Annotated in this window: 25 protein-coding genes; 13 read left to right on the forward strand and 12 right to left on the reverse strand. The window is 67.4% G+C overall.

Going from position 1 to position 25,022, the window contains the following annotated elements; translation table 11 throughout:
• The first annotated feature begins 39 nt into the window (after nt 1–39).
• The 7 genes from J2W36_RS13695 (at nt 40) to J2W36_RS13725 (ending at nt 7,357) form a co-directional block, all read left to right on the forward strand.
• The gene (locus J2W36_RS13695; protein WP_307690503.1) at nt 40–1,038 is read left to right on the forward strand and encodes a LacI family DNA-binding transcriptional regulator; all 999 of its coding nucleotides are present in this window, start codon (nt 40–42) and stop codon (nt 1,036–1,038) included.
• A 45-nt stretch (nt 1,039–1,083) separates the two neighbouring features.
• Nucleotides 1,084–2,097 carry an ABC transporter substrate-binding protein gene (locus J2W36_RS13700; protein ID WP_307690297.1) on the forward strand — a complete coding sequence of 338 codons (1,014 nt, stop codon included), beginning with the start codon at nt 1,084–1,086 and terminating at the stop codon, nt 2,095–2,097.
• Nucleotides 2,094–2,903, forward strand: coding sequence for an ABC transporter permease (locus tag J2W36_RS13705; protein ID WP_307690298.1), 810 nt, complete (start codon nt 2,094–2,096; stop codon nt 2,901–2,903). The genes J2W36_RS13700 and J2W36_RS13705 overlap by 4 nt, the downstream gene beginning before the upstream one ends.
• 11 nt (nt 2,904–2,914) lie before the next feature.
• Nucleotides 2,915–3,715, forward strand: a complete 801-nt coding sequence (locus tag J2W36_RS13710) for an ABC transporter permease (RefSeq protein ID WP_307690299.1) — start codon at nt 2,915–2,917, stop codon at nt 3,713–3,715.
• Nucleotides 3,705–4,772: an ABC transporter ATP-binding protein gene (locus J2W36_RS13715; RefSeq protein WP_307690300.1), complete on the forward strand. Its 1,068-nt coding sequence runs from the start codon at nt 3,705–3,707 to the stop codon at nt 4,770–4,772. Before J2W36_RS13710 ends, J2W36_RS13715 begins: the two co-directional genes overlap by 11 nt.
• Complete coding sequence (locus tag J2W36_RS13720) at nt 4,769–5,596, forward strand: phosphodiesterase (protein ID WP_307690301.1); 828 nt, start codon at nt 4,769–4,771, stop codon at nt 5,594–5,596. The genes J2W36_RS13715 and J2W36_RS13720 overlap by 4 nt, the downstream gene beginning before the upstream one ends.
• Nucleotides 5,597–5,683: 87 nt before the next feature.
• On the forward strand, nt 5,684–7,357 hold the full coding sequence (locus J2W36_RS13725; protein ID WP_307690302.1) for a Na/Pi cotransporter family protein: 1,674 nt from the start codon (nt 5,684–5,686) through the stop codon (nt 7,355–7,357).
• Nucleotides 7,358–7,372: 15 nt separating this feature from the next.
• Here J2W36_RS13725 and J2W36_RS13730 read toward each other — a convergent pair whose 3' ends face one another.
• Nucleotides 7,373–8,413, reverse strand: a complete 1,041-nt coding sequence (locus tag J2W36_RS13730; protein ID WP_307690303.1) for a bile acid:sodium symporter family protein — start codon at nt 8,411–8,413, stop codon at nt 7,373–7,375.
• Between the two features lie 70 nt (nt 8,414–8,483).
• Here J2W36_RS13730 and J2W36_RS13735 point away from each other — a divergent pair, with 70 nt between their 5' ends.
• Nucleotides 8,484–9,380 carry a LysR family transcriptional regulator gene (locus tag J2W36_RS13735; protein WP_307690304.1) on the forward strand — a complete coding sequence of 299 codons (897 nt, stop codon included), beginning with the start codon at nt 8,484–8,486 and terminating at the stop codon, nt 9,378–9,380.
• Here the strand turns inward: J2W36_RS13735 and J2W36_RS13740 are convergent.
• The 5 genes from J2W36_RS13740 to J2W36_RS13760 all read right to left on the reverse strand — a co-directional run bounded on the left by J2W36_RS13740 (nt 9,370) and on the right by J2W36_RS13760 (nt 14,782).
• Complete coding sequence (locus J2W36_RS13740) at nt 9,370–10,353, reverse strand: quinone oxidoreductase family protein (RefSeq protein ID WP_307690305.1); 984 nt, start codon at nt 10,351–10,353, stop codon at nt 9,370–9,372. The genes J2W36_RS13735 and J2W36_RS13740 overlap by 11 nt on opposite strands.
• Nucleotides 10,354–10,452: 99 nt before the next feature.
• A complete protein-coding gene (locus J2W36_RS13745; protein WP_307690306.1) occupies nt 10,453–11,250 on the reverse strand; it encodes an SDR family oxidoreductase in 798 nt (265 codons plus the stop codon).
• Nucleotides 11,251–11,266: 16 nt separating this feature from the next.
• Nucleotides 11,267–12,163 carry a DMT family transporter gene (locus tag J2W36_RS13750; RefSeq protein WP_307690307.1) on the reverse strand — a complete coding sequence of 299 codons (897 nt, stop codon included), beginning with the start codon at nt 12,161–12,163 and terminating at the stop codon, nt 11,267–11,269.
• 13 nt (nt 12,164–12,176) lie between these two features.
• Nucleotides 12,177–13,790 (reverse strand): gamma-glutamyltransferase family protein, encoded by a 1,614-nt coding sequence (locus tag J2W36_RS13755; protein ID WP_307690504.1) that lies wholly within the window; start codon nt 13,788–13,790, stop codon nt 12,177–12,179.
• Nucleotides 13,791–13,801: 11 nt separating this feature from the next.
• Nucleotides 13,802–14,782: a Bug family tripartite tricarboxylate transporter substrate binding protein gene (locus J2W36_RS13760; RefSeq protein WP_307690308.1), complete on the reverse strand. Its 981-nt coding sequence runs from the start codon at nt 14,780–14,782 to the stop codon at nt 13,802–13,804.
• A gap of 98 nt (nt 14,783–14,880) precedes the next feature.
• Here J2W36_RS13760 and J2W36_RS13765 point away from each other — a divergent pair, with 98 nt between their 5' ends.
• Nucleotides 14,881–15,789, forward strand: a complete 909-nt coding sequence (locus J2W36_RS13765; protein WP_307690309.1) for a LysR family transcriptional regulator — start codon at nt 14,881–14,883, stop codon at nt 15,787–15,789.
• A gap of 89 nt (nt 15,790–15,878) precedes the next feature.
• Here the strand turns inward: J2W36_RS13765 and J2W36_RS13770 are convergent, their stop codons facing one another.
• The 6 genes from J2W36_RS13770 to J2W36_RS13795 all read right to left on the reverse strand — a co-directional run bounded on the left by J2W36_RS13770 (nt 15,879) and on the right by J2W36_RS13795 (nt 20,727).
• Nucleotides 15,879–17,390: a tripartite tricarboxylate transporter permease gene (locus tag J2W36_RS13770; RefSeq protein ID WP_307690310.1), complete on the reverse strand. Its 1,512-nt coding sequence runs from the start codon at nt 17,388–17,390 to the stop codon at nt 15,879–15,881.
• 10 nt (nt 17,391–17,400) lie between these two features.
• Nucleotides 17,401–17,889 (reverse strand): tripartite tricarboxylate transporter TctB family protein, encoded by a 489-nt coding sequence (locus J2W36_RS13775; RefSeq protein ID WP_307690311.1) that lies wholly within the window; start codon nt 17,887–17,889, stop codon nt 17,401–17,403.
• A 130-nt stretch (nt 17,890–18,019) separates the two neighbouring features.
• Nucleotides 18,020–18,775 carry a class I SAM-dependent methyltransferase gene (locus J2W36_RS13780; protein ID WP_307690312.1) on the reverse strand — a complete coding sequence of 252 codons (756 nt, stop codon included), beginning with the start codon at nt 18,773–18,775 and terminating at the stop codon, nt 18,020–18,022.
• Nucleotides 18,775–19,314, reverse strand: coding sequence for a DNA-deoxyinosine glycosylase (locus tag J2W36_RS13785; RefSeq protein WP_307690313.1), 540 nt, complete (start codon nt 19,312–19,314; stop codon nt 18,775–18,777). Before J2W36_RS13785 ends, J2W36_RS13780 begins: the two co-directional genes overlap by 1 nt.
• A gap of 61 nt (nt 19,315–19,375) precedes the next feature.
• Complete coding sequence (locus J2W36_RS13790; protein WP_307690314.1) at nt 19,376–19,735, reverse strand: hypothetical protein; 360 nt, start codon at nt 19,733–19,735, stop codon at nt 19,376–19,378.
• A 140-nt stretch (nt 19,736–19,875) separates the two neighbouring features.
• Nucleotides 19,876–20,727, reverse strand: a complete 852-nt coding sequence (locus J2W36_RS13795; RefSeq protein WP_307690315.1) for a TatD family hydrolase — start codon at nt 20,725–20,727, stop codon at nt 19,876–19,878.
• 95 nt (nt 20,728–20,822) lie between these two features.
• Here J2W36_RS13795 and J2W36_RS13800 point away from each other — a divergent pair, with 95 nt between their 5' ends.
• The 4 genes from J2W36_RS13800 to J2W36_RS13815 all read left to right on the forward strand — a co-directional run bounded on the left by J2W36_RS13800 (nt 20,823) and on the right by J2W36_RS13815 (nt 25,007).
• A complete protein-coding gene (locus tag J2W36_RS13800) occupies nt 20,823–21,794 on the forward strand; it encodes a S1C family serine protease (RefSeq protein ID WP_307690316.1) in 972 nt (323 codons plus the stop codon).
• A gap of 26 nt (nt 21,795–21,820) precedes the next feature.
• Nucleotides 21,821–22,831: an AAA family ATPase gene (locus J2W36_RS13805; RefSeq protein WP_307690317.1), complete on the forward strand. Its 1,011-nt coding sequence runs from the start codon at nt 21,821–21,823 to the stop codon at nt 22,829–22,831.
• Between the two features lie 111 nt (nt 22,832–22,942).
• Entirely contained in the window at nt 22,943–23,950 is a 1,008-nt protein-coding gene (locus J2W36_RS13810) for a DUF58 domain-containing protein (protein WP_307690318.1), read from the forward strand.
• A 16-nt stretch (nt 23,951–23,966) separates the two neighbouring features.
• Complete coding sequence (locus J2W36_RS13815; protein WP_307690319.1) at nt 23,967–25,007, forward strand: VWA domain-containing protein; 1,041 nt, start codon at nt 23,967–23,969, stop codon at nt 25,005–25,007.
• The last annotated feature ends 15 nt before the right edge of the window (nt 25,008–25,022 follow it).

Genomic DNA, 25,022 nt, shown 5'->3' on the forward strand with positions numbered 1-25,022 from the left:
CAATGTAATCGATTACATGAAACCGCCCCGATGCCCTCGATGAACATCCAGATCGTTGCCCGACGCGCCGGCGTCTCCGTCGCCACGGTGTCGCGCGCGTTCAACTTCCCCGACAAGGTGGCGCCGGCCACCCGCGCGCTGGTCGAACGCGTTGCCGCCGAGCTGGGCTATGTCGCCAACGCCAGCGCGCGCACGCTGCGCACCCAGCGCAGCCGCGTGCTCGGGGTCGTGCTGCCCACGCTGCTGAACCCGACCTTCGCCGAATGCCTGCAGGGCATCGCCCAGACGGCGGCGGCCGGTGGCTATGCGATCGTCCCAGTGACCACCGACTACCAGCTCGCAGAGGAAGAGCGCGCCGTGAACCAGCTGCTCGCCGGCAACGTCGACGGGATGATCCTGGTGGTGTCGAACCCGACGACGTCGCAGGCGCTCGAACGCCTGCGGGCCAACGCCGTGCCCTACGTGCTGGCCTACAACAAGCACGGGTTGCACCCCTGCGTCTCGGTCGACAGCGAAGGCGCCTCGGCCGACGTGGTGGCGCGGCTGGTGCGGCTCGGCCATCGACGCATCGCGATGGTGACCGGCACCATGGCGGCGTCCGACCGTGCGCAGCAGCGCTACCGTGGCTACCTGCAGGGCATGGACGCGGCCGGCCTGACGGCGCCGCCGGTGCTGGAGGTGCCCTTCGTCGAGACCGCGGTCGACGCCCTTCGCCACTACCTTGCGGAGACGCCGCGGCCCACCGCCCTGTTCTGCTCGAACGACCTGCTGGCCATCCGCAGCATCCGCGCCGCGTCGCTCGACGGCCTGCGCGTGCCGCAGGACCTGGCCGTGGTCGGCTTCGACGGCATCGCGCTCGGCCAGGACCTGACGCCGGCGCTGAGCACCGTGATGCAGCCCAACCACGACATCGGCCGCCACAGCGTCGAGCTGCTGCTCAAGGCGCTGGCCGACGGCGTCGTGCCCCGTGCCGACGCCAGCCTGCTGCTGCCGCACGCCTTCCGCGAAGGCGAGTCGTGTGCGGCGGCGCCCACCTGATTCCCCCTTCCCCCAACGATCTCTTCCAACCCAGGAGCTTTTTCCATGTCCCTCACCCTGAAACGCATCGCCCGCCTCGGCGTGCTGGCCGTCGGCCTCGCCGCTGCCAGCGCCACGATGGCGCAGACTGCCATCTGCTACAACTGCCCGACCGAATGGGCCGACTGGGGCACGCAACTGCGCGCCATCAAGGCCAAGACCGGCGTCACCGTGCCGCCGGACAACAAGAACTCCGGCCAGTCGCTGGCCCAGCTCATCGCCGAGAAAGCCAGCCCGGTCGCCGACATGACCTACCTCGGCGTCACCTTCGCCATCCAGGCGCAGAAGGACGGCGTGGTCGCCCCTTACCAGCCCGCCAACTGGAAGGACATCCCCGACGGCCTGAAGGACCCGGCCGGTCATTGGTTCACGATCCACTCCGGCACGCTCGGCTTCATGGTGAACGTCGACGCACTCAAGGGCAAGCCGATCCCGAAGTCGTGGGCCGACCTGCTCAAGCCCGAGTACAAGGGCCTGATCGGCTACCTCGACCCGGCCTCGGCCTTCGTCGGCTACGTCGGCGCGGTGGCGGTCAATGAAGCGCGCGGTGGCACCCTTGACAACTTCGGCCCGGCCATCGACTACTTCAAGGCGCTGCAGAAGAACGAACCTATCGTGCCCAAGCAGACCTCGTACGCGCGCGTGCTGTCCGGCGAGATCGCGATCCTGCTGGACTACGACTTCAACGCCTACCGCGCCAAGTACAAGGACAAGGCCAACGTCGCCTTCGTGATCCCGACCGAAGGCACCGTCGTCGTGCCCTACGTGATGAGCATGGTGGCCAACGCGCCGCACGCGGCCGATGCCAAGAAGGTGCTCGACTTCGTGCTGTCCGACGAAGGCCAGGCGATCTGGGCCAAGGCCTATCTGCGCCCGGTGCGTGCCGGCGCGATGCCCAAGGACGTCGAGGCCCAGTTCCTGCCCGCCGCCGAGTACAAGCGCGCCAAGACGGTCGACTACGGCCGCATGGCCGCCGCGCAGCGCGCCTTCTCCGACAGCTACCTGAAGGACGTGCGTTGAAGTCCGGCCAGCGCTGGCTGCTGCTCGGCTGCGCAGCGCCGGCCGCCGCCTTCTTCCTGATGTTCTGGCTGCTGCCGGTGCTGCGCCTGCTGGCGCTGCCGGCGGACAAGGGCTGGGCCACCTACTTCGCCGTGCTCACCGACAGCCGCTACCTCCAGAGCATGCTCAACACGGTGCTGCTGTCGCTGGGCGTGACACTGGCCACGCTGGTCCTCGGCGGCGCGGTCGGCGTCTACCTCGCGCGGCGCGACTTCGTCGGCAAGCGCGTGCTGCTGTCGCTGCTCACGCTGCCGTTGTCCTTTCCCGGCGTGATCATCGGCTTCTTCGTGATCCTGCTGGGCGGCCGGCAGGGCCTGGTGGCCGACCTGTCCGACGCGCTGGTGGGTGAACGCATCACCTTTGCGTACGGCCTGCTCGGCCTGTTCCTCGCCTACCTGTACTTCTCGCTGCCACGCGCCATCGCGACCTATGCGGCGGCGGCCGAATCGATGAACCTGCAGCTGGAGGAAGCCGCGCGTTCGCTCGGCGCCTCGCGGCTGCGGGTGGTGCGCGACGTGTGGCTGCCCGAGCTGGCGCCGACCACGCTCGCGTGCGGCGCGATCCTGTTCGCGACCTCGATGGGCGCCTTCGGCACGGCCTTCACGCTGGCGAGCAAGTTCGAGGTGATCCCGATCACGATCTACAACGAGTTCACCAACTACGCCAACTTCGCGCTGGCCGCGTCGCTATCGATCGCGCTGGGCGTGGTCACCTGGCTGGTGCTCTTTCTGGCACGCCACTTTGGCGGTAGCCCTGCGGTGCGCTGAACGGAGGACGCATGCGAACCCACACAACCACCAAGGCGCCCTTCCTCTTCGCGATCACGGCAATCGTCAGCGTCTTCATGATCTCGCCGATGCTGCTGTCGGTGATGGCCGGCCTGGTCAACAACTACAGCGTCGGCTTGAAGAGCGGCCTCACCACGCGCTGGCTCGGCGAGGTCTGGGAGGTCTACGGCGGCACCGTCGGCTGGTCGCTCGCGTTGGCGCTGGTCTGCGTCGCGGGCACCATCGTGCTCGGCGTGCCGTGCGCCTACGCGCTGGCCCGCAGCCGCTCGCGCGCCGCGCGCATCTTCGAGGAGCTGCTGACGCTGCCGGTCGCGGTGCCCGGCCTGGCCACGGCGCTGGCATTGATCCTGGCCTACGGACAGATCAGCGCCTTCCGCCAGAGCTTCGCCTTCATCCTGGTCGGGCACATCATCTTCACGCTGCCCTTCATGGTGCGCACCATGGCCTCGGCCTTCCAACGCCATGACCTCGTCGCGCTGGAAGAAGCGGCGCGCACGCTGGGCGCGAGCTTCCGCCAGCGCTTCATGGGCATCCTGGTGCCCGCCGTGTTCCCTGCCATCGTGGCGGGCAGCCTGATGGTCTTCACGCTCTCGGTCGGCGAATTCAACCTGACCTGGATGCTGCACACGCCGCTCACGCGCACGCTGCCCGTCGGCCTGGCCGACAGCTACGCCTCGATGCGGCTGGAAGTGGGCTCGGCCTACACGCTGGTCTTCTTCATCGTCATCCTCCCGGTGCTGTGGGGCTTGCAGTCCCTCGCCCATCTCCTGCAGAAACGCCATGGAACTTGAACGCATCCCCGTCGACATCGACAACGTCGCCAAAACCTACGCCGACGGCACGCGCGGCCTGCAGCCGACGAACCTGCACGTGGAGCCGGGCGAAGTGCTCGCGCTGCTCGGCCCCTCGGGCTGCGGCAAGACCACGCTGCTGCGCCTGATCGCGGGGTTGGAGACGCTCGACGACGGCGGCCGCATCCGCTTCGGCGACCAGGACGTCACGCACAAGCCGGTCGAGCAGCGCGGCGTGGGCATGGTGTTCCAGAGCTACGCGCTGTTCCCGCAGATGAGCGTGGCGGCCAACATCGGCTACGGCCTGCGCATCCGCGGCGTCGCAGCGTCCGAAGAGAAGCGCGTGGTCGGCGAGCTGGTCGACCTCACGCGCCTCACCGGCCTGGAGAGCAAGCGGCCCAGCGAACTCTCCGGTGGCCAGCGGCAGCGCGTGGCCCTGGCGCGCGCGGTGGCCGTGCGCCCGCGCGTGCTGCTGCTCGACGAACCGCTGGCCGCGCTCGATGCCAAGCTCAAGGAGTCGCTGCGCGACGAGCTCGCCGAGCTGCTGCGCCGGCTGCACATCACGGCCGTGCACGTCACGCACGACCAGCAGGAAGCCATGGCCATCGCCGACCGGCTGGCCGTGATGCGGGCCGGCCGCATCGTGCAGATCGGCCGCGGCGAAGACCTGTACCGCGCGCCGAGCCATCCCTTCGTGGCGGAGTTCCTGGGCCGGGTGAACCGGCTCGAACGCACGCCGGAAGCCATCGCCCAGGGCGTGGTGCCCTTCGGCGGCACGGCCATTGCATGCCCACCGGACTGGATGCACCACCCGACCCTGCTGCTGCGCCCCGAAGACATCCGGATCGGCCCTGCGGGTGAGCCGGGCTGGGGCACGGCCCGGGTCGAGCAACGCACCTTCCTCGGCGACCGCGTGCAGCTGCGCCTGAGCCTCGCCGATCAACCCGGCCTGCTGGCCGACGCCGTGCGCGACACACCCTTCCAGGCTGGTGACACCATCGGCATCCGCGCCGAGCCCGACCGCTTCATGACCTCGCAGGAGGAGGTCGCCGCATGACCACTAGCCTTCTCGTTCAACTCACCGACCTCCACATTCGCGAACCCGGCCGGCTGGCGTATGGCCGCATCGACACCGCGCCGTACCTCAAGCGTGCCGTGAAGAGCGTGCTGCGCCTGCGGCAGGCACCCGACGCGGTCGTCATCACCGGCGACCTGAGCGACTTCGGCCGCGCGGCCGAGTACGCGCACATGGCCGAGCTGCTGGCGCCGCTGGCCATGCCGATCTACCTGATGCCGGGCAACCACGACGACCGCGACCAGTTGCGTCGCAGTTTTCCGACGCACAGCTACCTGGGCGATGCAGGCACCTTCGTGCAGTACAGCGTGAAGGTCGGCGGCCTCCGGCTGCTCACGCTCGACACCTGCGTGCCGGGCCACAGCCACGGCACGCTCGATGCCGAGCGCCTCGACTGGCTCGCCGCGCAGCTCGATGCGTGCAGCCACGAGCCGGTTGTCATCGCCATGCACCATCCGCCCTTCCGCACGCTGATCGGCCACATGGACGACATCGGCCTGCTCGAAGGCGCGGCCGAACTGGAGGCGCTGGTCGCCCGCCATCCGAACGTCGAACGCGTGATCTGCGGCCACCTGCACCGCGCCATCGACGTGCGCTTCGGCGGCACCCTCGCGTCGACCTCGCCGGCACCGGGCCACCAGGTGGCGCTCGACCTCGACCCGGCCGCGCCGTCCGCGTGGATGCTCGAACCACCCGGCTTCCGGGTGCATGCCTGGGACGGGCAGCGGCTGGTCACGCACCTGGCGGCCTCGGGCGATTTCGAGGGGCCTTTTCCTTTCCACGAGAATGGGGCTCTCATTGACTGATCCCGATGGCGATCGGCTGCGCATGGCCGTGCCGACGCCGCCGACCATCGGGACTCGCACAGAAGCTTAGAAAGTCGCACGCCGCCCATGAAACACCTGCTGAACCTGCTGGCAGCAGTCGCACTCCTCGTCTGGGGCACTCACCTGGTCCGTACCGGCGTCCTGCGCGTGTTCGGTGGCAACCTGCGCACCCTGCTCGCACGCAGCATGCGCAACCGCTTCACGGCGGCCCTGTCGGGCATCGGCGTGACGGCGCTGGTGCAGTCGAGCACGGCCACCTCGCTGATGACCTCGTCCTTCGTGGGCCAGGGCCTCATCACGCTGCCCGCAGCGCTGGCCGTGATGCGTGGGGCCGATGTGGGCACGGCACTGATGTCGGTGCTGTTCTCCACCGACCTGTCCTGGCTGTCGCCGCTGTTCATCTTCGTCGGCGTGGTGCTGTCGATCACGCGTCCCGAGCGCGCGGCGGGCCGCTTCGGCCGCGTGCTGATCGGCCTGGGACTCATGCTGCTCGCCCTGCAGCTGGTGGTGCAGGCCACTGGCCCGCTGTTCGAGTCGGAGGCCATGCGCGCCGTGCTGATGTCGATCAACAGCGACGTGCTGCTGGAGATCACCATCGGTGCCATGCTGGCCGTGGTGGCGTATTCGAGCCTGGCGGTGGTGCTGCTGGTCGCGGCCATGGGCACGTCCGCCGTGGTGCCGCTGGACGTGGCGCTGGGCCTGGTGCTGGGCGCCAACCTGGGCAGCGGCGTGCTGGCCGTGCTGACCACGGCCAAGGCCGACATCGCAGTGCGCCAGGTCACGCTGGGCAACCTGCTCTTCAAGCTGCTCGGCGTGGCCGTGGCCGCGCCCTTCGTGGGCGTCTACCTGAAGTACATGCGCCCCCATGTCACCGATGCCACGCAACTGGTGGTGCTCTACCACCTGGCCTTCAACGTGATCGTGAGCGTGGGCTTCATCGGGCTGACCGGCTGGGTCGCCACGCTGGTGCGCCGCCTGCTGCCGGTGCCGCAGAAGCCGCCTTCGACCACCCGTCCGCAGCATCTGGACCCGTCGGCGCTGTCCACGCCCTCGCTGGCCATCTCCAACGCGGCGCGCGAGGCACTGCACCAGGCCGACGTGGTGGAGACCATGCTCATCGGCATGCTCTCGGTGATCCGCAACAACGACCTGGCCCTGGCCAACGAGCTGCGCAAGCTCGACGACAAGGTCGACCGGCTCTATTCGGACATCAAGTACTACCTCACCAAGATCTCGCGCGAGGCGCTGGGCGAGGAAGAGAGCAAGCGCTGGACCGACATCATCAGCTTCACCATCAACATGGAGCAGGTCGGCGACATCATCGAACGGGTGATCATCGACATCGAGGACAAGAAGATCAAGCCGCAGCGCAACTTCTCGGAAGCGGGCATGGCAGAGATCGTCGAGCTGCACGAGCGCCTGGTGGCCAACCTTCGCCTGGGCATGAGCGTGTTCCTGAACGGCAATGTGCGCGACGCGCAGAAGCTGCTGGAGGAAAAGGCGCGCTTTCGCGACCTGGAGCGTGCCTATGCCAGCACCCACCTCTTTCGCCTGATGGACCGCACGGCGACGAGCATGGAAACCAGCTCGCTGCACATCGACCTGATCAGCGACCTGAAGCGCATCAACTCGCACATCTGCTCGATCGCCTACCCGATCCTCGATTCGGCCGGCGCACTGGCGCCAAGCCGGCTGCGCGAGGCGCACCTGACGCCCACCGTCGTCGACGACAGGCCCTGACGGTGCGCCTGCGGCTCAGCGGGCCGTGACCTTGGCTGGCGGACTTTGCACGGCCGCCGAGGGCGCATCGGGCGCATCACCAGGCAGGGTTTCCAGCGGTCGCCGCGCATAGCGCTGTGCCAGCACCGCACAGACCATCAACTGCATCTGGTGGAACAGCATCACCGGCAACACGATGGCGCCGACCGCCGACGATGCGAACAGCACATGGGCCATCGGGATGCCGCTGGCCAGGCTCTTCTTGGAGCCGCAGAACACGATGGTGATCTCGTCGGCCTTGCTGAAACCGAGCTTGCGTGCCACCAGGGTGGTGAACCCGAGCGCCAGTGCAAGGATCACCGCGCACACCAGCACCAGGCCGAACAGCGAACCCAGGGGCACCTGCTTCCAGAGGCCCTCGATCACGGCCGCACTGAAGGCCGTGTAGACCACCAGCAGGATCGAGCCGCGATCGACCAGCGTGAGCATGGCGGCGTGGCGCTTGACCCAGCCCCCGATCAGGGGGCGCATGAGGTGCCCCGCCACGAAGGGCGCCATCAGCTGCAGCAGGATGCTGCCGATCGCGTCGAAGGACGACGCCGCACTCACGCCCGGCGTGACCACCAGATTGACCAGCAGCGGCGTGACGAACACGCCCAGCAACGTCGACACGGAGGCGCTGCAGATGGCTGCCGGCACGTTGCCGCGCGCCATCGAGGTGAAGGCGATGGCCGACTGCACCGTGGCAGGCAGCACGCACAGGTACAGCACGCCGGTGTAGAGCGCTGGTGTGACCAGCGGCGACAGCACGGGCTTGAGCGCCCAGCCGAGCAACGGGAACATCACGAACGTGCTGGCCAGCACCAGCAGGTGCAACCGCCAATGGCCGACGCCCGCGACGATCGCCTCGCGCGAGAGCTTGGCACCGTGCAGGAAGAACAGCAGGCCGATCGCCACGCTGGTCAGCCGTTCGAAGAAATGCGCCACATTGCCGCTGGCGGGCAAGAGCGACGCCAGCGCCACGGTGGTGACGAGGGCGAGCGTGAAGTTGTCGGGGAGAAAGCGTGAACGAGCCATGGCGCGAATTGGACCCGCAGGCGATTCAAAAGAGAAATGGATTTATCTGATAGATATATGATTTCTCTGCATGAATATCAGCCTGCGCCAGCTTCGCGTCTTTCTCGCCGCCGCACAGGCGCGCAATTTCAGTCGTGCCGGCGACGCCGTCGGGCTGACGCAGCCGGCAGTCAGCCGCGCCATCCTGGAGCTGGAGGCGCAGCTCGGGCTCAAGCTGCTGGACCGCACCACGCGCGAAGTGGTGGTGACCGAAGCGGGCCAGTCGCTCGCCGCGCGGCTCGAACGCGTGCTCGAGGAACTCGATCAGGCGCTGCTCGACGTCAAGAACCTGGGCAATGCGCGCCGCGGCAAGGTGCGTGTGGCCAGCAGCCCCACGCTGTCGGCCAATCTCATGCCGGCCTGCATTGCAGCCTGCGCGCGGCAGGAACCCGACATCGAGCTGGTGCTGCTCGACCGCATCCAGCAGGACGTGCTCGACCGTGTGCGCGGCGGCGAGGTCGACTTCGGCGTGGTCGTCGAGCCTTCGGCGAGCGACGACCTGCATTGCGAATCCATCCTGGACGACCCTTTCGTGCTGATCGTGCCCCGGCGCCATCCGTGGGCCGCGCGCACGGGCCTGCGCTGGTCGGCGCTCGACGGCACGGCGCTGGTGCTGCTCGACCACGCGTCGGGCAGCCGGCGCCTGATCGATGACGCCCTGCGCGCGCAGGGCGCGCACTGCCCCGTGGCGCAGGAACTCGGCCATCCGACCACCGTCTTTCGCATGGTCGAGGCGGGCATCGGCCTGAGCGTCATGCCCGCGCTTGCCGTGCCGTCCGAAGGACTGGGCGGCCTGGTGGCGCTGCCGTTGCTGCCCCGTGTGCAGCGCGCGATCATGCTCGTGCACCGGCGCAACCGCGCGCCCTCGCCGCTCGCGCAGCGCGTGTGGCAGCTGGTGCGCGAGACAGTGTCGCCGTCTACAGCGTGAGGATGGTGCAGCCGGTGGTCTTGCGTGCTTCGAGGTCGCGGTGCGCCTGCTGCACGTCTTCCAGCGCATAGCGCTGCGCGATCGGAATCTTCACCGCGCCGCTCTGCACCACCGCGAACAGGTCGTCGGCCATGGCCTGCGTGGCCTCGCGCGTGGACATGTGGGTGAACAGCGTGGGGCGGGTCACGTAGAGCGACCCCTTCGATGCCAGCAGACCCAGGTTGATCGGCGGCGTGGGGCCCGAACCGTTGCCGAAGACCGCCAACAGGCCAAAGGGGCGCAGGCAGTCGATCGAGCCTTCGTAGGTGTCCTTGCCGACCGAGTCGTAGACCACCTTCACGCCCTTGCCGCCGGTGATGGCCTTCACGCGTTCAGCGAAGTTCTCGGTGCTGTAGTTGATCGCGTGCGCCGCGCCATGGTCGAGCGCCAGTTGGCATTTGGCGTCGGAGCCCGCCGTGCCGATGAGCTGCAGGCCCAGCGCCTTGGCCCATTGGCAGGCGATCAGGCCGACGCCGCCGGCCGCGGCATGGAACAGGATGAAGTCGCCCGGTTGCAGGCCTTCGGCCGGCAGCGTCTTCTTGAGCAGGTACTGCACGGTCAGGCCCTTGAGCATCATGGCCGCGCCGGTCTCGAAGGAGATCGCGTCGGGCAGCTTGCACACGGTCTTGGCCGGCATCACGCGCACTTCGCTGTACGCACCGGGCGGCCCGCTGGCATAGGCGGCACGGTCGCCGGGCTGCAGGTGCGTCACACCCTCGCCGACCGACTCGACGATGCCCGAGGCTTCCATGCCGAGCTGCAGCGGCATCGCGAACGGGTAGAGCCCGCTGCGCTGGTAGGTGTCGATGAAGTTGAGGCCGACGGCCTTGTGGCGGATGCGGATCTCGCCGGGGCCGGGTTCTCCGACTTCCACGTCGACGATCTTGAGTTCTTCGGGGCCACCATGGCGCTCGATGCGGACGGCTTTGCTCATGAGGAAATGTCCTTCCAGGGATTTGCGGGGGTTGCCAGAGGCGCCGCCGATGGTGCCACGACCTCGCCATTCGTGCAGGCCGGCGCCCCGGCCCTGAACTCAGTACGTGCCGGGGTAGGCACCGCCGTCGGTGAGCACGTTCTGGCCGGTGATGTAGCCGGCCTGCAGGCTGCACAGGAAGGCACAGACCGCGCCGAACTCTTCCGGGCTGCCGAAGCGGCCGGCCGGAATGCCCTTCTGGCGCGCGGCGCGCACGGCCTCCACGTCCTGGCCCGACTTCTTGGCCGTGCCGGCCATCGTGCCCTTGAGGCGATCGGTGTCGAACGCACCCGGCAGCAGGTTGTTGATGGTCACGCCCTTGGCGGCAATCGAAGTGCGCGCCACGCCCGCAACAAAACCCGTCAGGCCGCTGCGCGCGCCGTTCGACAGGCCCAGGATGTCGATGGGCGACTTCACCGAACTCGACGTGATGTTCACGATGCGGCCGTAGCCGCGTGCGGCCATGCCGTCGACCGTGGCCTTGATCAGTTCGATCGGCGTGAGCATGTTGGCGTCGACCGCCTTGATCCAGGCCTCACGGTCCCAGTCGCGGAAGTCGCCCGGCGGCGGACCGCCCGCGTTGGTCACGACGATGTCGTAGTCGGCATGCGCGGCGAATGCGGCCGCGCGGCCCTCTGGCGTCGTGATGTCGGCCGCGACGTGCTTGACGAACGGCGTGCCAGTCACGCCGGCGGCCACCTGCGACAGGCGTTCGGCCGCGGCGGCGAGCACCTCGGCGCCGCGCGCGACGATCACCACGTTCACGCCTTCGCGCACCAGCGCGTCGGCGCAACCCAGGCCCAGGCCCTTGCTCGCACCGCACACCAGGGCGGTCTTGCCTGCAATTCCGAGATCCATGTTCGTTCTCCGGGGCTCAACGCCCAGTTCGTGTAAAGACAAAAATTCCAGCAATGACGAGCACGGTACCCGCTGCCACCCAGGCCGTGAACGGTTCCCCCAGGATCACCACACCCATCAGAATGGTCGACATCGGCCCGACCATGCCGGTCTGCGCCGCCATCGGTGCGCCGATGCGCTCGATGGCCATCATCACCGCGAGCACCGGCAGTGCCGTGCACACCGTGGCATTGAGCACCGACAGCCAGATGACCTCGGGTGCCAGTGTCGCCAGCAGGCCGACCGGGCGCAGCAGCAGGAACTGCGCGATGCACAGCACGCAGGCCACGCTGGTGGCCAGGCCCACGAGCCGCAGCGAGCCGAGTCGACGGACGAACTCCCCACTGGCCACCAGGTACACGGCATAGCTCACCGCGCTCAGGAAGACCAGCAACGTGCCCCAGGCCGCCTGCGCGGTTTGGCCCACCTGCAACTCGTGGCCGAACACCAGCAGCACGCCCGCATAGCTGATCGCCATGCCCGCCAGTTGCCAGCGCGTGACGCGACGGCGGTACGCCAGCCAGCCGAAGATCAGCACCAGCGTCGGGTTGAGATAAAGGATGAGCCGCTCCAGGCTCGCCGAGATGTAGGCCAGCCCGGCAAAGTCCAGAAAACTCGCGAGGTAGTAGCCCGACACGCCCAGCCCCAGCACGCCCAGCCCATCGCGCCGCGTGAGCGGCGGCTTGCCGCGCCCGGCCCACCAGGCCATGACCAGGAACAGCGGCAGTGCGAACAGCATGCGCAGCATGATGAGCGTGACCGCATCCACCCCGTGCCGGTAAGCCAGCTTGACGATGATCGCCTTGCCGCTGAATGCGATCGCGCCCAGCGTGGCCAGCACCAAACCCGGCCCCAGTTTCTTTTCAGCGGTCATCCAGCGCGGTGCATCAGTAACCTGCGGCAAGACCGTCACGGCGCGGATCGCTGGCCGCGATATAGCCTTCGACCGAAGGGTCGCCCGCGCGCCAGATGAACTGGCCGGCGCCGAAGTCCTGGTAGGAGTCGTTGATCACATCCAGCTGGTGGCCCAAAGCCGTCAGGCCCTGCACCGTGGCCGGATTCATGGCCGCCTCGACGTTCAGGTTGAGCCCGGCATTGAAGCGCCAGCGCGGCGCATCGCAGGCCGCCTGCGGGTTCTGTCCGTAATCGAGCATGCGCACCAGTGTCTGCATGTGCCCCTGGGGCTGCATGTTGCCCCCCATCACGCCAAAGCTCATCACCGGCTGACCGTCCTTCGTGAGGAAGGCGGGGATGATGGTGTGGAAGGGCCGCTTGCCCGGCGCCACGCGGTTCGGGCTGCCTTCCTTCAGGCTGAAGCCGTGGCCACGGTTCTGCAGGCTGATGCCGAACTCGGGCTCCACGCACCCTGAGCCGAAGCCCATGAAGTTGCTCTGGATGAAGCTCACCATCATGCCGCTCTCGTCGGCCGCAGTCAGGTAGATGGTGCCGCCCTTGACCGGGTTGCCCGCCTGGAAGTCTTGTGCCTTGTTCACGTCGATGAGTCTCGCACGCGAAGCGAGGTAGGCGTCATCGAGCATTTGCGCGGGGGTCACCGTCATCGACGATGGCTCGGCCACATAGCGGTAGACGTCGGCGAAGGCCAGCTTCATCGCCTCGATCTGAAGATGCTGCGAGGCGACCGAATCGACCGGCAGCGACGCCATGTCGAACTTCTCCAGAATGCCCAGCGCGATCAGCGCCGCGATGCCCTGGCCGTTCGGCGGAATCTCGTGCAACGTATGGCCGCGGTAGTCGCGCGACACCGGGGTGACCCATTCGGGCTGGTAGCCCGACAGGTCTTCGACGGTCAGCGCGCCCCCCTGCGCCTGGGCGAACTTCGCGAGCGCCTCGGCGATCTCGCCGTTGTAATAGGCCTCGCCCTTGGTGCGTGCAATGGCCTTGAGCGCGCGTGCGGCAGCAGCAAAGCGGAACAGCTCACCCACCTCGGGCGCGCGGCCCCAGGGCAGGAAAGCCTGCGCGAAGCCGGGCATCGACTGGAGCACCGGCGTGGCCGCGGCCCACTTCTGCTGCACCACCGGCGGCATCAGGTAGCCGCGCTCGGCGATGTCGATGGCCGGCGCCATCAGGTCGGCGAAAGGCAGCTTGCCGAAGCGGTCGCTCAGCGCCACCCAGCCGCGCACCGCGCCGGGCACGGTGACCGAGTCGATGCCGCGCATCGGCGGCGTGGCCGTGTCGCTGCCGTATTTGTCGAGAAAGTAGGCGGGCGTCCAGGCCTTGGGCGCGGGGCCCGACGCATTGAGGCCATGCAGCTGCTCGCCGTCCCAGAGGATCGCGAAGGCATCGCTGCCCAGCCCGTTGCTCACCGGCTCGACCAGCGTCATGACGGCGGCGGTGGCGACCGCGGCGTCGACCGCATTGCCGCCCTGTTGCAGGATGCGCAGGCCGGCCTGGGCGGCCAGCGGGTGCGAGGTCGAAACCACGTTCCGCGCGAACACCGGAATGCGGGTGGAGAGATAAGGGTTGGCGTAGTCGAACTTCATGGGGACCTTCTTCATTCATTGGCGATCTTGCGATCGATCACGATCTTCTTCCACTTGGCAGCGTCCTCGGCGACCATCTTCGCGAGCTGCTGGGGGGTGCTGCCGACCGGCTCGATGCCCAGCCGCGCGAGCTTGTCCTTGACCTCCGCGTCCGCCAGCGACTGGTTGGCCGCGGCATTGATGCGCGCGACGATGTCCGCCGGCAGGCCTTTCGGTCCGTACAGGCCGAACCAGGTGCTCGACTCGAAGCCCGGCAGCGTGTCGGCGATCGGTGGCAGTTCGGGCGCCAGCGGGCTGCGCTTGAGCGAGGTCACGCCCAACGCGCGCAGCCGTCCGTCGCGCACATGCGGCATGCCGGTGGGCAGCGAATCGAACATCACGTCGATGTTGCCGGCGATCAGGTCCGGAATGGCCAGCGCCGTGCCCTTGTAGGGAATGTGTGTGACGAACACGCCGGCCTGCGACTTGAAGAGCTCCGCCGTGAGCTGCACGATGGTGCCATTGCCGCTGGACGCGTAATTGAGCTTGCCGGGGTTCTTTTTTGCGTAGTCGACCCATTCGCGCACGTTCTTAGCCGGCGAATTGTTGGGCACCAGCATGATGCTCGGCGCATTGCCGACATAGGCGATCGGCGTGAAGTCACGCACCGTGTCATAGGGCAGCCGGGCGCTGAGCGCGGGGCCAATCGAGTGCGTGCTGGTGGTCGCCAGCAGCAGGGTGTAGCCGTCGGCCGGCGCCTTGGCTGCGAGGTCCGAGCCGATGCCGCCCCCCGCGCCCGGCTTGTTGTCGATGACCACGGCGTTGCCGAGTTTCTCGCCCATCTTCTGCGACAGCGTGCGCGCAAAGAGATCGGTCGCACCACCGGCCGGAAACGGCACGATCAGCCGGATCGGCTTGTTCGGATAGCCCTGTGGCTGCGCGAGGCCCGAGGTCGAGGCTGCAGCGATGCAGAGCGCGATCGCCATGCCCTGGAGAAACCGGATTCGATTCATGGTGCTGGATTCTGTACGGAATGGAACAGTCTCGAATCCTATGAGCCGTGAGACCATGCCAACAGATAATCCCACTTATTCAACTATAAGTCGCGTCTATGGCAAAACAAGGTGGCGAGCCGGTGTCGCTGCAGCAGCTGCGGGCGTTGGCAGCCATCGCGGACACCGGGAGCTTCACGCTGGCGGCCGAAACGCTGCATCTGACCCAACCGGCCATCAGCCACCTGGTGCGACGCATGGAAGAGGAACTCGGACAGCCGCTGGTCGTGCGCGGACGGCGCATCCGTTTGACCGACGCGGGCCAGATGATGGCCGACACCAGCCTGCGCGCACTGCGGCTGATTGACGAGTCCGTCGGCGTGTGCCGCTCGCAGTCGCAGCTCAGCGAAGGGCGCGTGGTGCTGGCGGTGGGGCACCTGACGGCCGGCACGTTGATGCCCCCCGTGCTTGACCGCTTTTCCCGCACCCATCCGCAGCTCGCCGCCACGCTGCTCGACAGCACGGCCGAGCAGATGATGTCGCGCGTGCTCTCGCGCGAGGCCGACCTCGGCTTCGGCTCGGACATCGGGCAGAAGCATTCAGGTCTGGCCACCGAAGCGCTGTTCAGCGCCAGCATGGCCCTCTTCGTGCGCGACGACCATCCGATCGCCCGGCACGCCGAAGTCGAGGGCCGTGCACTTGATGGACTGCCCTTCATCCACGTCAACCCCGACGCCAACGTGTGGCGTGCCATCAGCCGCCAGCTCGCAAGCGTGGCCAACGTCTACCCGGTGGTGGCGCACCATGTGTCGATGCTCTCGACCGCCTTCGGGCTGGTGCAGGCCGGTGCCGGCGTCGCGCTGCTGCCGCAGTATGTCGACGTGCTGATGCCGGCACGGCTGCGGGCGGTGCGCATCGCGCGCCCCGCGCTGGAGTTCCCGGTCGTGGCGATCCGGCTGGCCAAGCATCCGCTGAGCCCCGCGGCGATGGCCTTCCTCGCCATGGCACGCCAGCACATGAAGGCGTGACGCGCCTGCAACGCCAGCAATGAAAAACCCCGGGGGCCGAAGCGCCCCGGGGTTTTCTGGATGAACGGCGCGCGGTGCACCGTCAGGGATCAGTCCTCGACGAAGGCTTCTTCGCGCTTGGACTTGACCGCCGGCAGCAGCACGATGATCAGCAGCAGTGCCGCGGCGCCCAGCAGCGTGGCCGAGATCGGACGCGTGACGAACACGCTCCAGTCGCCGCGCGACAGCAGCAACGCACGCCGCAGGTTCTCTTCCATCATCGGGCCCAGGATGAAGCCCAGCAGCAGCGGTGCAGGTTCGCAGCCCAGCTTGAAGAACAGGTAACCGATGAAGCCGAAGGCACCCACCATCCAGATGTCGAAGGTGTTGTTGTTCGTCGAGTACACGCCAATGGCGCAGAACAGCACGATCGCCGGGAACAGGTACTTGTAGGGCACCGACAGCAGCTTGATCCACATGCCGATCAGCGGCAGGTTCAGCACGATCAGCATCGCATTGCCGATCCACATCGAGGCGATCAGGCCCCAGAACAGTTCGGGGTTGCTGGTCATCACCTGCGGACCGGGCTGGATGTTGTGGATGGTCATGGCGCCGACCATCAGCGCCATCACGGCATTGGGCGGGATGCCCAGCGTCAGCAGCGGGATGAAGGAGGTCTGTGCACCGGCGTTGTTGGCCGACTCGGGCGCCGCGACGCCGCGGATGTTGCCCTTGCCGAAGGGCACTTCGCCTGGCTGCAGCTTGGTCTTCTTCTCGATCGTGTAGGCGGCAAAGGCGGCCAGCAGCGCGCCACCACCGGGCAAGATGCCCAGCGCAGCGCCAAGCGCCGTACCGCGCAGCACCGCGGGCACCATGCGCTTGAAGTCTTCCTTGGTGGGGAACAGGCCGGACACCTTGGCGGTGAACACCTCACGCTCTTCTTCGGGACGCGACAGGTTGGCAATGATTTCGCCGTAGCCGAACACACCCATGGCGATCGCCACGAAGCCGATGCCGTCGGTCAGCTCCGGAATGTCGAAGCTGAAGCGCGCCACGCCCGAATTCACGTCGGTACCGACCAAACCCAGCAGCAGGCCCAGAACGATCATGCCGATGGCCTTGAGCAGCGAGCCCGAAGCCAGCACCACGGCGCCGATCAGGCCGAGGATCATGAGCGAGAAATACTCGGCCGGGCCGAACTTGAACGCGATCTCGGTCAGGGGCGGTGCAAAGGCCGCCAGGATCAGCGTGCCGACGCAACCCGCGAAGAAAGAACCCAGTCCGGCCGCCGCCAGCGCGGGCCCGGCCCGGCCCTTTCGCGCCATCTGGTAGCCGTCGATCACCGTCACCACCGAGGACGATTCGCCCGGCAGGTTGACCAGGATGGCGGTGGTGGAGCCGCCGTACTGCGCGCCGTAGTAGATGCCGGCCAGCATGATGAGTGCAGACACGGGCGGCAGCGCGTAGGTCGCGGGCAGCAGCATCGCGATGGTCGCGACCGGGCCGATGCCCGGCAGAACGCCGATCAGCGTCCCCAGGATACAGCCGAGCAGGCAGTACAGCAGGTTGGTGAAGGTAAAGGCGACGCCAAAACCCAGGGAGAGGTTGGTAATGAGATCCATGATTGCGTGCTCAGCCCGTGATGAAGGTCGGCCAGACCTGGATCTGGAGCTTCAGGGCCCAGATGAACGCGACATAACTGCCAATGGCCAGCACGGTGGCGAGCACCAGCACTTTTTTCAGGTCGAACTCGTTGCCAGCCAGGCTCGACAGGATCACCAGCGCGTAGATCGCGATGATCATGCCCATGGCCGGCACGCCGATGCTCGGCAGGCCACCCAGCAGGATGCCGAAGGCCAGATTGGCGCCGATGATGAAAAATATCTGCTTCCACGCCCACTTGCCGATCTTGTCGCCGCTGTCGGTCTCGACGCTCAGGCCAGTGAACATGATGCCCAGTCCGATGATGGCCATCACGATGCCCAGCATCAGCGGGAAGTAGCCCGGCCCCATGCGGGCGCCGTTGCCGACGTTGTAGGTGGACGCACCCCATGCGAACGCGAGGCCGACGACGGCAAACATCACGCCCGAGAAAAAGTCCTTCTGACTTTTGATTTTCACAAACAAGCTCCTCGAAAGAATTCGAACGGCCGATTGTGTGGTCAGGCTCCCGTCAGCAGGATGTGGATTCCACCTACCGGATGGCTAGGGTAATCCCGCGGCGCCATGCCCTGGCAAGGCCCGCGAATGCTCAGTTCTGTTGAGGTTTGAAGACACGCAGCCACTTGCTGGCCGGCAGCCCCCAACGGGTCTGGATGACCTGTGCGCGCGCCGACAGCAGCTCGCGCTTGGGCCGTGTGGGCGCGCGCTGTGCGAGCACCACCGTGTTGCCCTCGCGCGTGGGCTTGAAGGCCCACACCGCATCGGCACCGAACACCGCGGCGATCTTCTCCAGGCTGCGCTCGTAGCTCGACGAGCGCCCGAAGAGATTGACCGTCATGCAGCCATCGTCGGTCAGCACCGCGCGGCAATCGGCGTAGAAGTCCTCGCTGTCGAGCACCGGCGCTGCGGCCTCGTGGTCGTACAGGTCGACCTGCAAGGCGTCGACCGTGCCGTGCCACTGCGCCTTGCGGATCTCGACGGCCGCGTCGGCAATCACCACGCTGAGCTTTGCATCGTCGGCGGGCAGCTTGAACCAGCCGCGGCAGGCGGCGAGCACCTGCGGGTTGAGTTCGATGGCCGTCGTGCGCATGCGCAGTTGCTTGCGGCTGAACTTGGTGAGCGTGGCTGCGCCCAGGCCGAGTTGCATGGCATGGCGGTTGAGCACACTCGACGGCTCGACGAACAGCAGCCAGGCCATCATGCGCTGCACGTATTCCAGCTCGATCTCGTAAGGCGCGTCCATCTTCATCGAGCCTTGGACCCACTCGGTGCCCAGGTGCAGGTAGCGGATGTCGCCCCAATCGGAGAAATTGACTTCGGGCAATGCTTGCTTCTTCGTGGCCATCATGCGAGCCCGTGGCGGGCGAATACGTCGCGCCAGGCGTCAAGCTTGCGGTCGAAGCTCCAGGACGCATTGGCGGGACTGGTGGAAGGGAGTCGGTACACGGGCAGGTCGGACGGGTGGGACAACCCACCCGCGGCGAGCGCCGCCACCACGCGCGGCGCATGCTTGAAGCTCTCGGCACCGTTGTGCGCAATGGCAGCAAGCCGCGGCAGGCGCAGGCCGCCGAAGTCGTTGACCACCGCATCGCGGATGGCCGAGTCCAGGCTGCCTTCGCGCGCGCAGGCCGCATACACGTCCCACAGCCCGAGCCCGTGGTCGAGCAGCCATTGTCGCCGCCCTGCGAAGTCTGCCGCATCAGGCAAGGCGTGCGCGGGCCAGATGGCCTGAAGAATTTTCCAGAAATGGTTCTGCGGATGGGCGTAGTACTGCTGCTGCGCGAGCGATCGTGCACCGGGGAAGCTGCCCAGGATCAACACGGCCGTACGTTCGCCGACGATGGGCGCCAGGCCGGCCAGCGCGGGTGAATTCGATGGAGTCAAGCTCCGATTGGACAACAAAAAACCCGCCGCAGCGGGTTCCAGCTCAGCGCAAAGGGCCGGCTTATTCCTTCTTGGCGGCTGCGTTCTCGGCGGTACCGGGAATCTTCTCGCCGATCTTGTGGCCCACGCTGCGCATGCCGTCAGCGGTCTTGTGCCCGACGTTGGCCACGGCATTGCCGGTCTTCTTGGCGACGCGCTTGGTGGCCTTGCCTGCCTTCTTGGCAGTGCGCTTGGTGGCGCTGTAGGCTTCCTTGCTGTCTTCCTTGACCCTTTCGGTGACCGTGGGTGCAGGTGCAGCCGGCACGGCGGCGGTTGCAGGCGCGGTCGTCGTGGTGGTCGTCTGCGCCATGGCGGACAGGCCGAAAGAGGCGAGTGCGAGGGCCAGCACGGCAGGCACGGTACGGATGAAAGATGTCTTCATAAGGAACTCCTCGAATCGGTTGATGTGACGAATTTGCCACTGCATCCTCAACGAAGCACCTTGCGTCCAGGATGACATCGAAACTAAAACACTTTGTACGCGCCGCGGCGGTCGGCGTGTCGACCTACAAGCGCACCGTGTCAGGCGGCAGGCCGGATGGACGGAAGCAGCCCGGTCAGCCGCGGCAGGGCGGCCATGGCATTGGACGTGGTGGCTTCGGCCAGCGCCGCCACCGGCATGCCACGCAACTGCGCGATCACCTCGGCGATGCGGGGCAGTTCCGCAGGCTCGTTGCGCCCCTGCGGCGCACCCGCCTCGCGTGCCTCGCGGGTGCGATAGACCCATTCGGGCTGGATGTCGGGTGCATCCGTCTCCATCACGAGTGCCTCCAGCGGAAGCGTGGCGGCCAGTCGCCGCAACTGCAGCGCACGATCGAAGGTCACAGCCCCACCGAAACCCAGCTTGAGCCCGAGGGCGATGCAGGCCTGCGCCTGCTGCTCGCTGCCATTGAACGCATGGGCAATGCCGCGCCACGGCCGCCCGCCACCCGCCCGTCGCAACTGACCGAGCACCTTGTCCACCGAGCGGCGCACATGGATGATCACCGGGAGGTCATGCGCACGGGCGAGCTGCAGTTGGGCCTGGAAGAAATGCGTCTGGCGCGCGTCGTCAAGTTCCGGGACGAAATAGTCGAGCCCGATCTCGCCTACGGCGACCAGCCGCGGATCGTCGCGGTGGGCATGGAGTTGCGCATCCAGCGCGACGAGATCGTCTTCTTGCGCCTGACCGGTGCACAACGGATGGATGCCCAGCGCATACGCATCGCTTTGCGCATGTGCCAGTTCGCGCACCGTGTCGAAGTTGAAAGATGCCACCGCCGGAATCACGCACAGCGCCACGCCAGCGGCGTCGGCGCGCGCACGGACCTGGCGCCGGTCGTCGCCGAATTCTGGCGCGTCCAGATGACAGTGTGTATCAATGAAACTGCGCATCGCCCCATGATGCCCGAACGCGAGCAAAGCGGTACAAAGCGTGCTACTGTGGCTGCTCTGGCTTCTTCCATCCGTCCGACCGACCGGAGGTGCTCATGCGCAGGCCCGCTCTCTACAGCCGCTCGCCGCAGGTGTCGCAAGACGCCGCAGCGCCGCGTCCCGACGCGACGCCGCCGGTTGATGCCGACGCCGCGCCAGCGGGTGCCGGCCGCTGGCAGCCCGGGCCACGCGCCTTCGGCGCCATGGTGCTGCTGGTGCTGGCCCTGGTCACTGGGGGCGCGGCACTGTGGCCCCGTCCAGGCCACGCGCCTCTCACCCAGAAAGACATCGACGCGGCCGTGCTGCGCACGCTGCAGACGACCACCCTGCCCTCGGCCGCCGCACGCGCAGCCGAGGTGATCCGACCGTCGGTGGTGCGCGTAGTGGCCTACGGCAACGAACGCGCCAGCCCTGAGGCACGCACCGAAAAGCGTGGCCGCAACGTGGCGCGCGGCAAGCCACCCGAAGCGCCACCGCCACCCGGTGAGTTCGAACGGGGCATCGGCACCGGCGTCGTCATCATCGACAAGGGCGTGATCCTCACCAACCTGCACGTGGTCGCCGGCGCCGACAAGATCAAGGTCACCTTTGCCGACGGGCTGGAAGCGGTCGCCACCATCACTGGCATGCAGCCGGAAAACGACCTGGCGGTGCTGCAGGCACAGAAGATTCCCGACGACCTCATCCCGGCCACGCTGCGCTCGACCGCCGACCTGATGCCGGGCGACCAGGTCGCCGCCGTCGGGTTTCCGTTCGGCATCGGCCCTTCCGTATCGGCGGGCGTGGTGTCGGGCTTGAAGCGCGGGTTCCGTTCGCCCGAGGGCAAGCAGGAACTCAGCAACCTGATCCAGTTCGACGCGGCGGCCAATCCAGGCAATTCCGGTGGGCCGTTGATCAACATGGATGGCGAGGTGGTGGGCATCGTCACCGCCATCCTGAACCCGACGCAGCAACGCACCTTCATCGGCATCGGCTTTGCGATGCCCATCGAGAACGCGGCATCGGCCCTGGGTTCGCCGCCGTTCTGAACCCTCCGCTACGCAGAAAGCCACGCATGAGCACAGAGAACTTCTCGACCGCCCCCGCCACCGCCGAATTGATGGAACAGATCCTCTACGAGGTCAAACGCGTCGTGGTGGGCCAGGACCGTTTTCTCGAACGCGTGATGGTCGCCATGCTCGCGGGCGGCCATCTGCTGGTCGAAGGCGTGCCCGGCCTGGCCAAGACGCTCACCATCAAGACCCTGGCCGACACCGTACAGGGGCAGTTCAAGCGCATCCAGTTCACGCCCGACCTGATGCCGTCCGACCTGATCGGCACGCGCATCTACAACCAGAAGACCGGCGACTTCAGCACCTCGCTCGGCCCGGTGTTCACCAACCTGCTGCTGGCCGACGAAATCAACCGTGCGCCGGCCAAGGTGCAGAGCGCGCTGCTCGAGGTGATGCAGGAGCGCCAGGTGACCATTGCGGGCGAGACCCACAAGGTGCCGCGACCCTTCCTGGTCATGGCCACGCAGAACCCGATCGAGACCGAGGGCACCTACCCACTGCCCGAAGCGCAGGTCGACCGCTTCATGATGAAGATCCTGGTGGACTATCCGACCGACGAGGAAGAGTTCGTGATCGTGCAGCGTGTGATCGGCCCGCCGGTCGCGGTCAACCGCGTGGCGACCACCGAGCAGCTCGCCGCGCTGCAGGCCGAGGTGCGGCGCGTGTACGTCGATCCGTCGCTCATCCAGTATGCGGTGAAGCTGGTCTCGGCCACCCGCACGCCCGACAGGCACGGCCTGAAAGACATGGGTCGCTTCATCACCTTCGGCGCCAGCCCACGCGCGACCATCAACCTCACCGAAGGCGCGCGCGCGCTGGCCATGTTGCGTGGACGCAGCTATGCGTTGCCCGAGGACATGACTGCGCTGGTGCCCGACGTGCTGCGGCACCGCGTGACGCTGTCATACGAAGGGTTGTCCGAAGGCCTCACGCCCGACACGCTGATCGACAAGATCATGCGCGCCGTTCCTGCACCACCCAAACCTCTGGAACATGAAAAGCTGGTGGCCTGAAATGAGCACACCCCCAGGCTTCGCGCACTTCGTGTCGCTTCGCCAACCCCCTTGCAGGGGGCAACACCAGTGGCCCGACGAAGCCGGTTCCACGGTGTTCCTGGAACGGGCATGAGAAGCTGGTGGCGTAAAAAGAACCCGCCTGCAATGGCGGCCAACGACGAAGGGCCGGGTGTCCAGGCGGGCGCGGCCGAGCGCGTGCTGCAACGGCTCGAATGGACGGTGATCCGCCGGCTCGACGGGCTGCTGCAGGGCGACTACCGCACCCTGATGCGCGGCACCGGGCTCGACCTGGCCGACCTGCGTGAATACCAGCACCACGACGACGTGCGGCACATCGACTGGAACGTCACGGCGCGTCTGCAAACCCCGCATGTGCGCGTGTTCACCGAAGACCGAGAAATGGCCGCCTGGTTCGTGCTCGACCTCAGCCGCTCGGTCGACTTCGGTTCCGGCCTGAAGGCCAAGCGCGAGATTTCGATCGGCTTCGTCGGCGTGCTGGCGCGGCTGCTCACGCGGCACGGCAACCGCGTGGGTGCGCTGGTGTACGGCAATGACCTGGAGGCGGTGATCCCGCCGCGCACCGGGCGCCGACATGTGCTGCACCTGCTGCATGCCATGGAGCGCCGCGCGGCCAAGGCCGAATCCACCGCCAGCCACGGCACGACGCGCCTGGCCGACCTGCTGCGCTCGGCCGCGGGCCTGATGCCCAGGCGCTCGACCGTGTTCGTGGTCTCCGATTTCCAGAGCGAGCCCGGCTGGGAACTGCCGCTGGCCCGGCTCACGATGCGCCACGAGGTGGTGGCCGTGCGCCTGTTCGACCCGCTCGAACTCGACCTGCCCGACCTCGGCCTGGTGCCGTTGCGCGATGCCGAGACGGGCGAGCAGCTCTGGGTCGACACGCATGACGCGGGCTTCCGCAAGCGCTTCGCGCGGCTGGCGGCCGAGCGCGAACACACGCTGCGTGCGGCGCTGGCCAAGGCCGGCGTGGACACGCTCGAACTCTCGACCAGCGACGACCTGGCCAGCGCCATCCTGCGCTTTGCCGACCTGCGCAAGCGCCGGGTGCGTGCCGGCAACGCGGGCGGGACCGGTAACAGCAAGGCGGTGACCGCATGACACGTCTGGAGGTGCCATGAATTTCCTTTGGCCGCAGTTCCTGTGGCTCCTGCTCGCAGTGCCCCTGCTGGTGCTGCTCTACCTCTGGCTCCTGCGCCGCAAGAAGAAGCTGGCGCTGCGCTACACCAGCCTGTCGATCGTGCGCGAGGCGATGGGGCCGGGCCAGAGCATTCGCCGCCATATCCCGCCCTTGCTGTTCCTGCTGGCGCTGGTGGCGATGCTGATTGCCGCATCGCGCCCGCTGGCGGTGGTGACGCTGCCGTCGAACCAACAGACCATCATCCTCGCGATGGACGTGTCGGGCAGCATGCGCGCCACCGACGTGCAGCCCAACCGGCTGGTCGCCGCACAGGAAGCCGCCAAGGGCTTCCTGAAGGACCTGCCGCGCACGGTGAAGGTCGGCATCGTCGCTTTCGCGGGCAGCGCACAGGTGGCGCAACTGCCGACGACCAACCGCGACGACCTGGTCACCGCCATCGACGCCTTCCAGCTGCAGCGCGCGACGGCCACCGGCAATGCCATCGTCGTGTCGCTGGCCACGCTGTTCCCGGACGCGGGCATCGACATCGAGAGCTTCGCGCCCAAGAGCCGCCAGCGCGGCGTGCCGATCGACCAACTCGGCAAGCCGCCGCCCAAGGAATTCGTGCCCGTGGCGCCGGGCTCCTACACCTCGGCGGCCATCATCATGCTGACCGACGGCCAGCGGACGACGGGCGTCGACCCGATGGAAGCAGCCAAGGCGGCAGCCGACCGCGGCGTGCGCATCTACACGGTGGGCGTGGGCACCGTCGACGGCGAAACGATCGGCTTCGAAGGCTGGTCGATGCGCGTGAAGCTCGACGAGGAAACACTCAAGGGCGTGGCCAGCCGCACGCAGGCCGAGTACTTCTATGCCGGCACCGCCGACGACCTGAAGAAGGTGTACGAGACGCTGAGCTCGCGGCTCACGGTGGAGAAGAAGGAGACGGAGGTGTCGGCCCTCTTCGCCCTGGGCGCGGCGCTGCTGGCGCTGCTGTCGGCCGGACTGTCGCTGCTCTGGTTCAACCGCATCCTGTAGCGCGGGCGCCGAGAA

It is taken from the genome of Variovorax ginsengisoli (genome assembly GCF_030811835.1).
GTDB classification, from domain to species: Bacteria; Pseudomonadota; Gammaproteobacteria; order Burkholderiales; family Burkholderiaceae_C; genus Variovorax; species Variovorax ginsengisoli_C.

Bases quoted from the DNA above. Each gene is read 5' to 3' on its own strand.
- J2W36_RS13695 (WP_307690503.1), top strand. From the start codon at position 40: ATGAACATCCAGATCGTTGCCCGACGCGCCGGCGTCTCCGTCGCCACG.
- J2W36_RS13700 (WP_307690297.1), top strand. From the start codon at position 1,084: ATGTCCCTCACCCTGAAACGCATCGCCCGCCTCGGCGTGCTGGCCGTC.
- J2W36_RS13710 (WP_307690299.1), top strand. From the start codon at position 2,915: ATGCGAACCCACACAACCACCAAGGCGCCCTTCCTCTTCGCGATCACG.
- J2W36_RS13715 (WP_307690300.1), top strand. From the start codon at position 3,705: ATGGAACTTGAACGCATCCCCGTCGACATCGACAACGTCGCCAAAACC.
- J2W36_RS13720 (WP_307690301.1), top strand. From the start codon at position 4,769: ATGACCACTAGCCTTCTCGTTCAACTCACCGACCTCCACATTCGCGAA.
- J2W36_RS13725 (WP_307690302.1), top strand. From the start codon at position 5,684: ATGAAACACCTGCTGAACCTGCTGGCAGCAGTCGCACTCCTCGTCTGG.
- J2W36_RS13730 (WP_307690303.1), bottom strand. From the start codon at position 8,413: ATGGCTCGTTCACGCTTTCTCCCCGACAACTTCACGCTCGCCCTCGTC.
- J2W36_RS13735 (WP_307690304.1), top strand. From the start codon at position 8,484: ATGAATATCAGCCTGCGCCAGCTTCGCGTCTTTCTCGCCGCCGCACAG.
- J2W36_RS13740 (WP_307690305.1), bottom strand. From the start codon at position 10,353: ATGAGCAAAGCCGTCCGCATCGAGCGCCATGGTGGCCCCGAAGAACTC.
- J2W36_RS13745 (WP_307690306.1), bottom strand. From the start codon at position 11,250: ATGGATCTCGGAATTGCAGGCAAGACCGCCCTGGTGTGCGGTGCGAGC.
- J2W36_RS13750 (WP_307690307.1), bottom strand. From the start codon at position 12,163: ATGACCGCTGAAAAGAAACTGGGGCCGGGTTTGGTGCTGGCCACGCTG.
- J2W36_RS13755 (WP_307690504.1), bottom strand. From the start codon at position 13,790: ATGAAGTTCGACTACGCCAACCCTTATCTCTCCACCCGCATTCCGGTG.
- J2W36_RS13760 (WP_307690308.1), bottom strand. From the start codon at position 14,782: ATGAATCGAATCCGGTTTCTCCAGGGCATGGCGATCGCGCTCTGCATC.
- J2W36_RS13765 (WP_307690309.1), top strand. From the start codon at position 14,881: ATGGCAAAACAAGGTGGCGAGCCGGTGTCGCTGCAGCAGCTGCGGGCG.
- J2W36_RS13770 (WP_307690310.1), bottom strand. From the start codon at position 17,390: ATGGATCTCATTACCAACCTCTCCCTGGGTTTTGGCGTCGCCTTTACC.
- J2W36_RS13780 (WP_307690312.1), bottom strand. From the start codon at position 18,775: ATGGCCACGAAGAAGCAAGCATTGCCCGAAGTCAATTTCTCCGATTGG.
- J2W36_RS13790 (WP_307690314.1), bottom strand. From the start codon at position 19,735: ATGAAGACATCTTTCATCCGTACCGTGCCTGCCGTGCTGGCCCTCGCA.
- J2W36_RS13795 (WP_307690315.1), bottom strand. From the start codon at position 20,727: ATGCGCAGTTTCATTGATACACACTGTCATCTGGACGCGCCAGAATTC.
- J2W36_RS13800 (WP_307690316.1), top strand. From the start codon at position 20,823: ATGCGCAGGCCCGCTCTCTACAGCCGCTCGCCGCAGGTGTCGCAAGAC.
- J2W36_RS13805 (WP_307690317.1), top strand. From the start codon at position 21,821: ATGAGCACAGAGAACTTCTCGACCGCCCCCGCCACCGCCGAATTGATG.
- J2W36_RS13810 (WP_307690318.1), top strand. From the start codon at position 22,943: ATGAGAAGCTGGTGGCGTAAAAAGAACCCGCCTGCAATGGCGGCCAAC.
- J2W36_RS13815 (WP_307690319.1), top strand. From the start codon at position 23,967: ATGAATTTCCTTTGGCCGCAGTTCCTGTGGCTCCTGCTCGCAGTGCCC.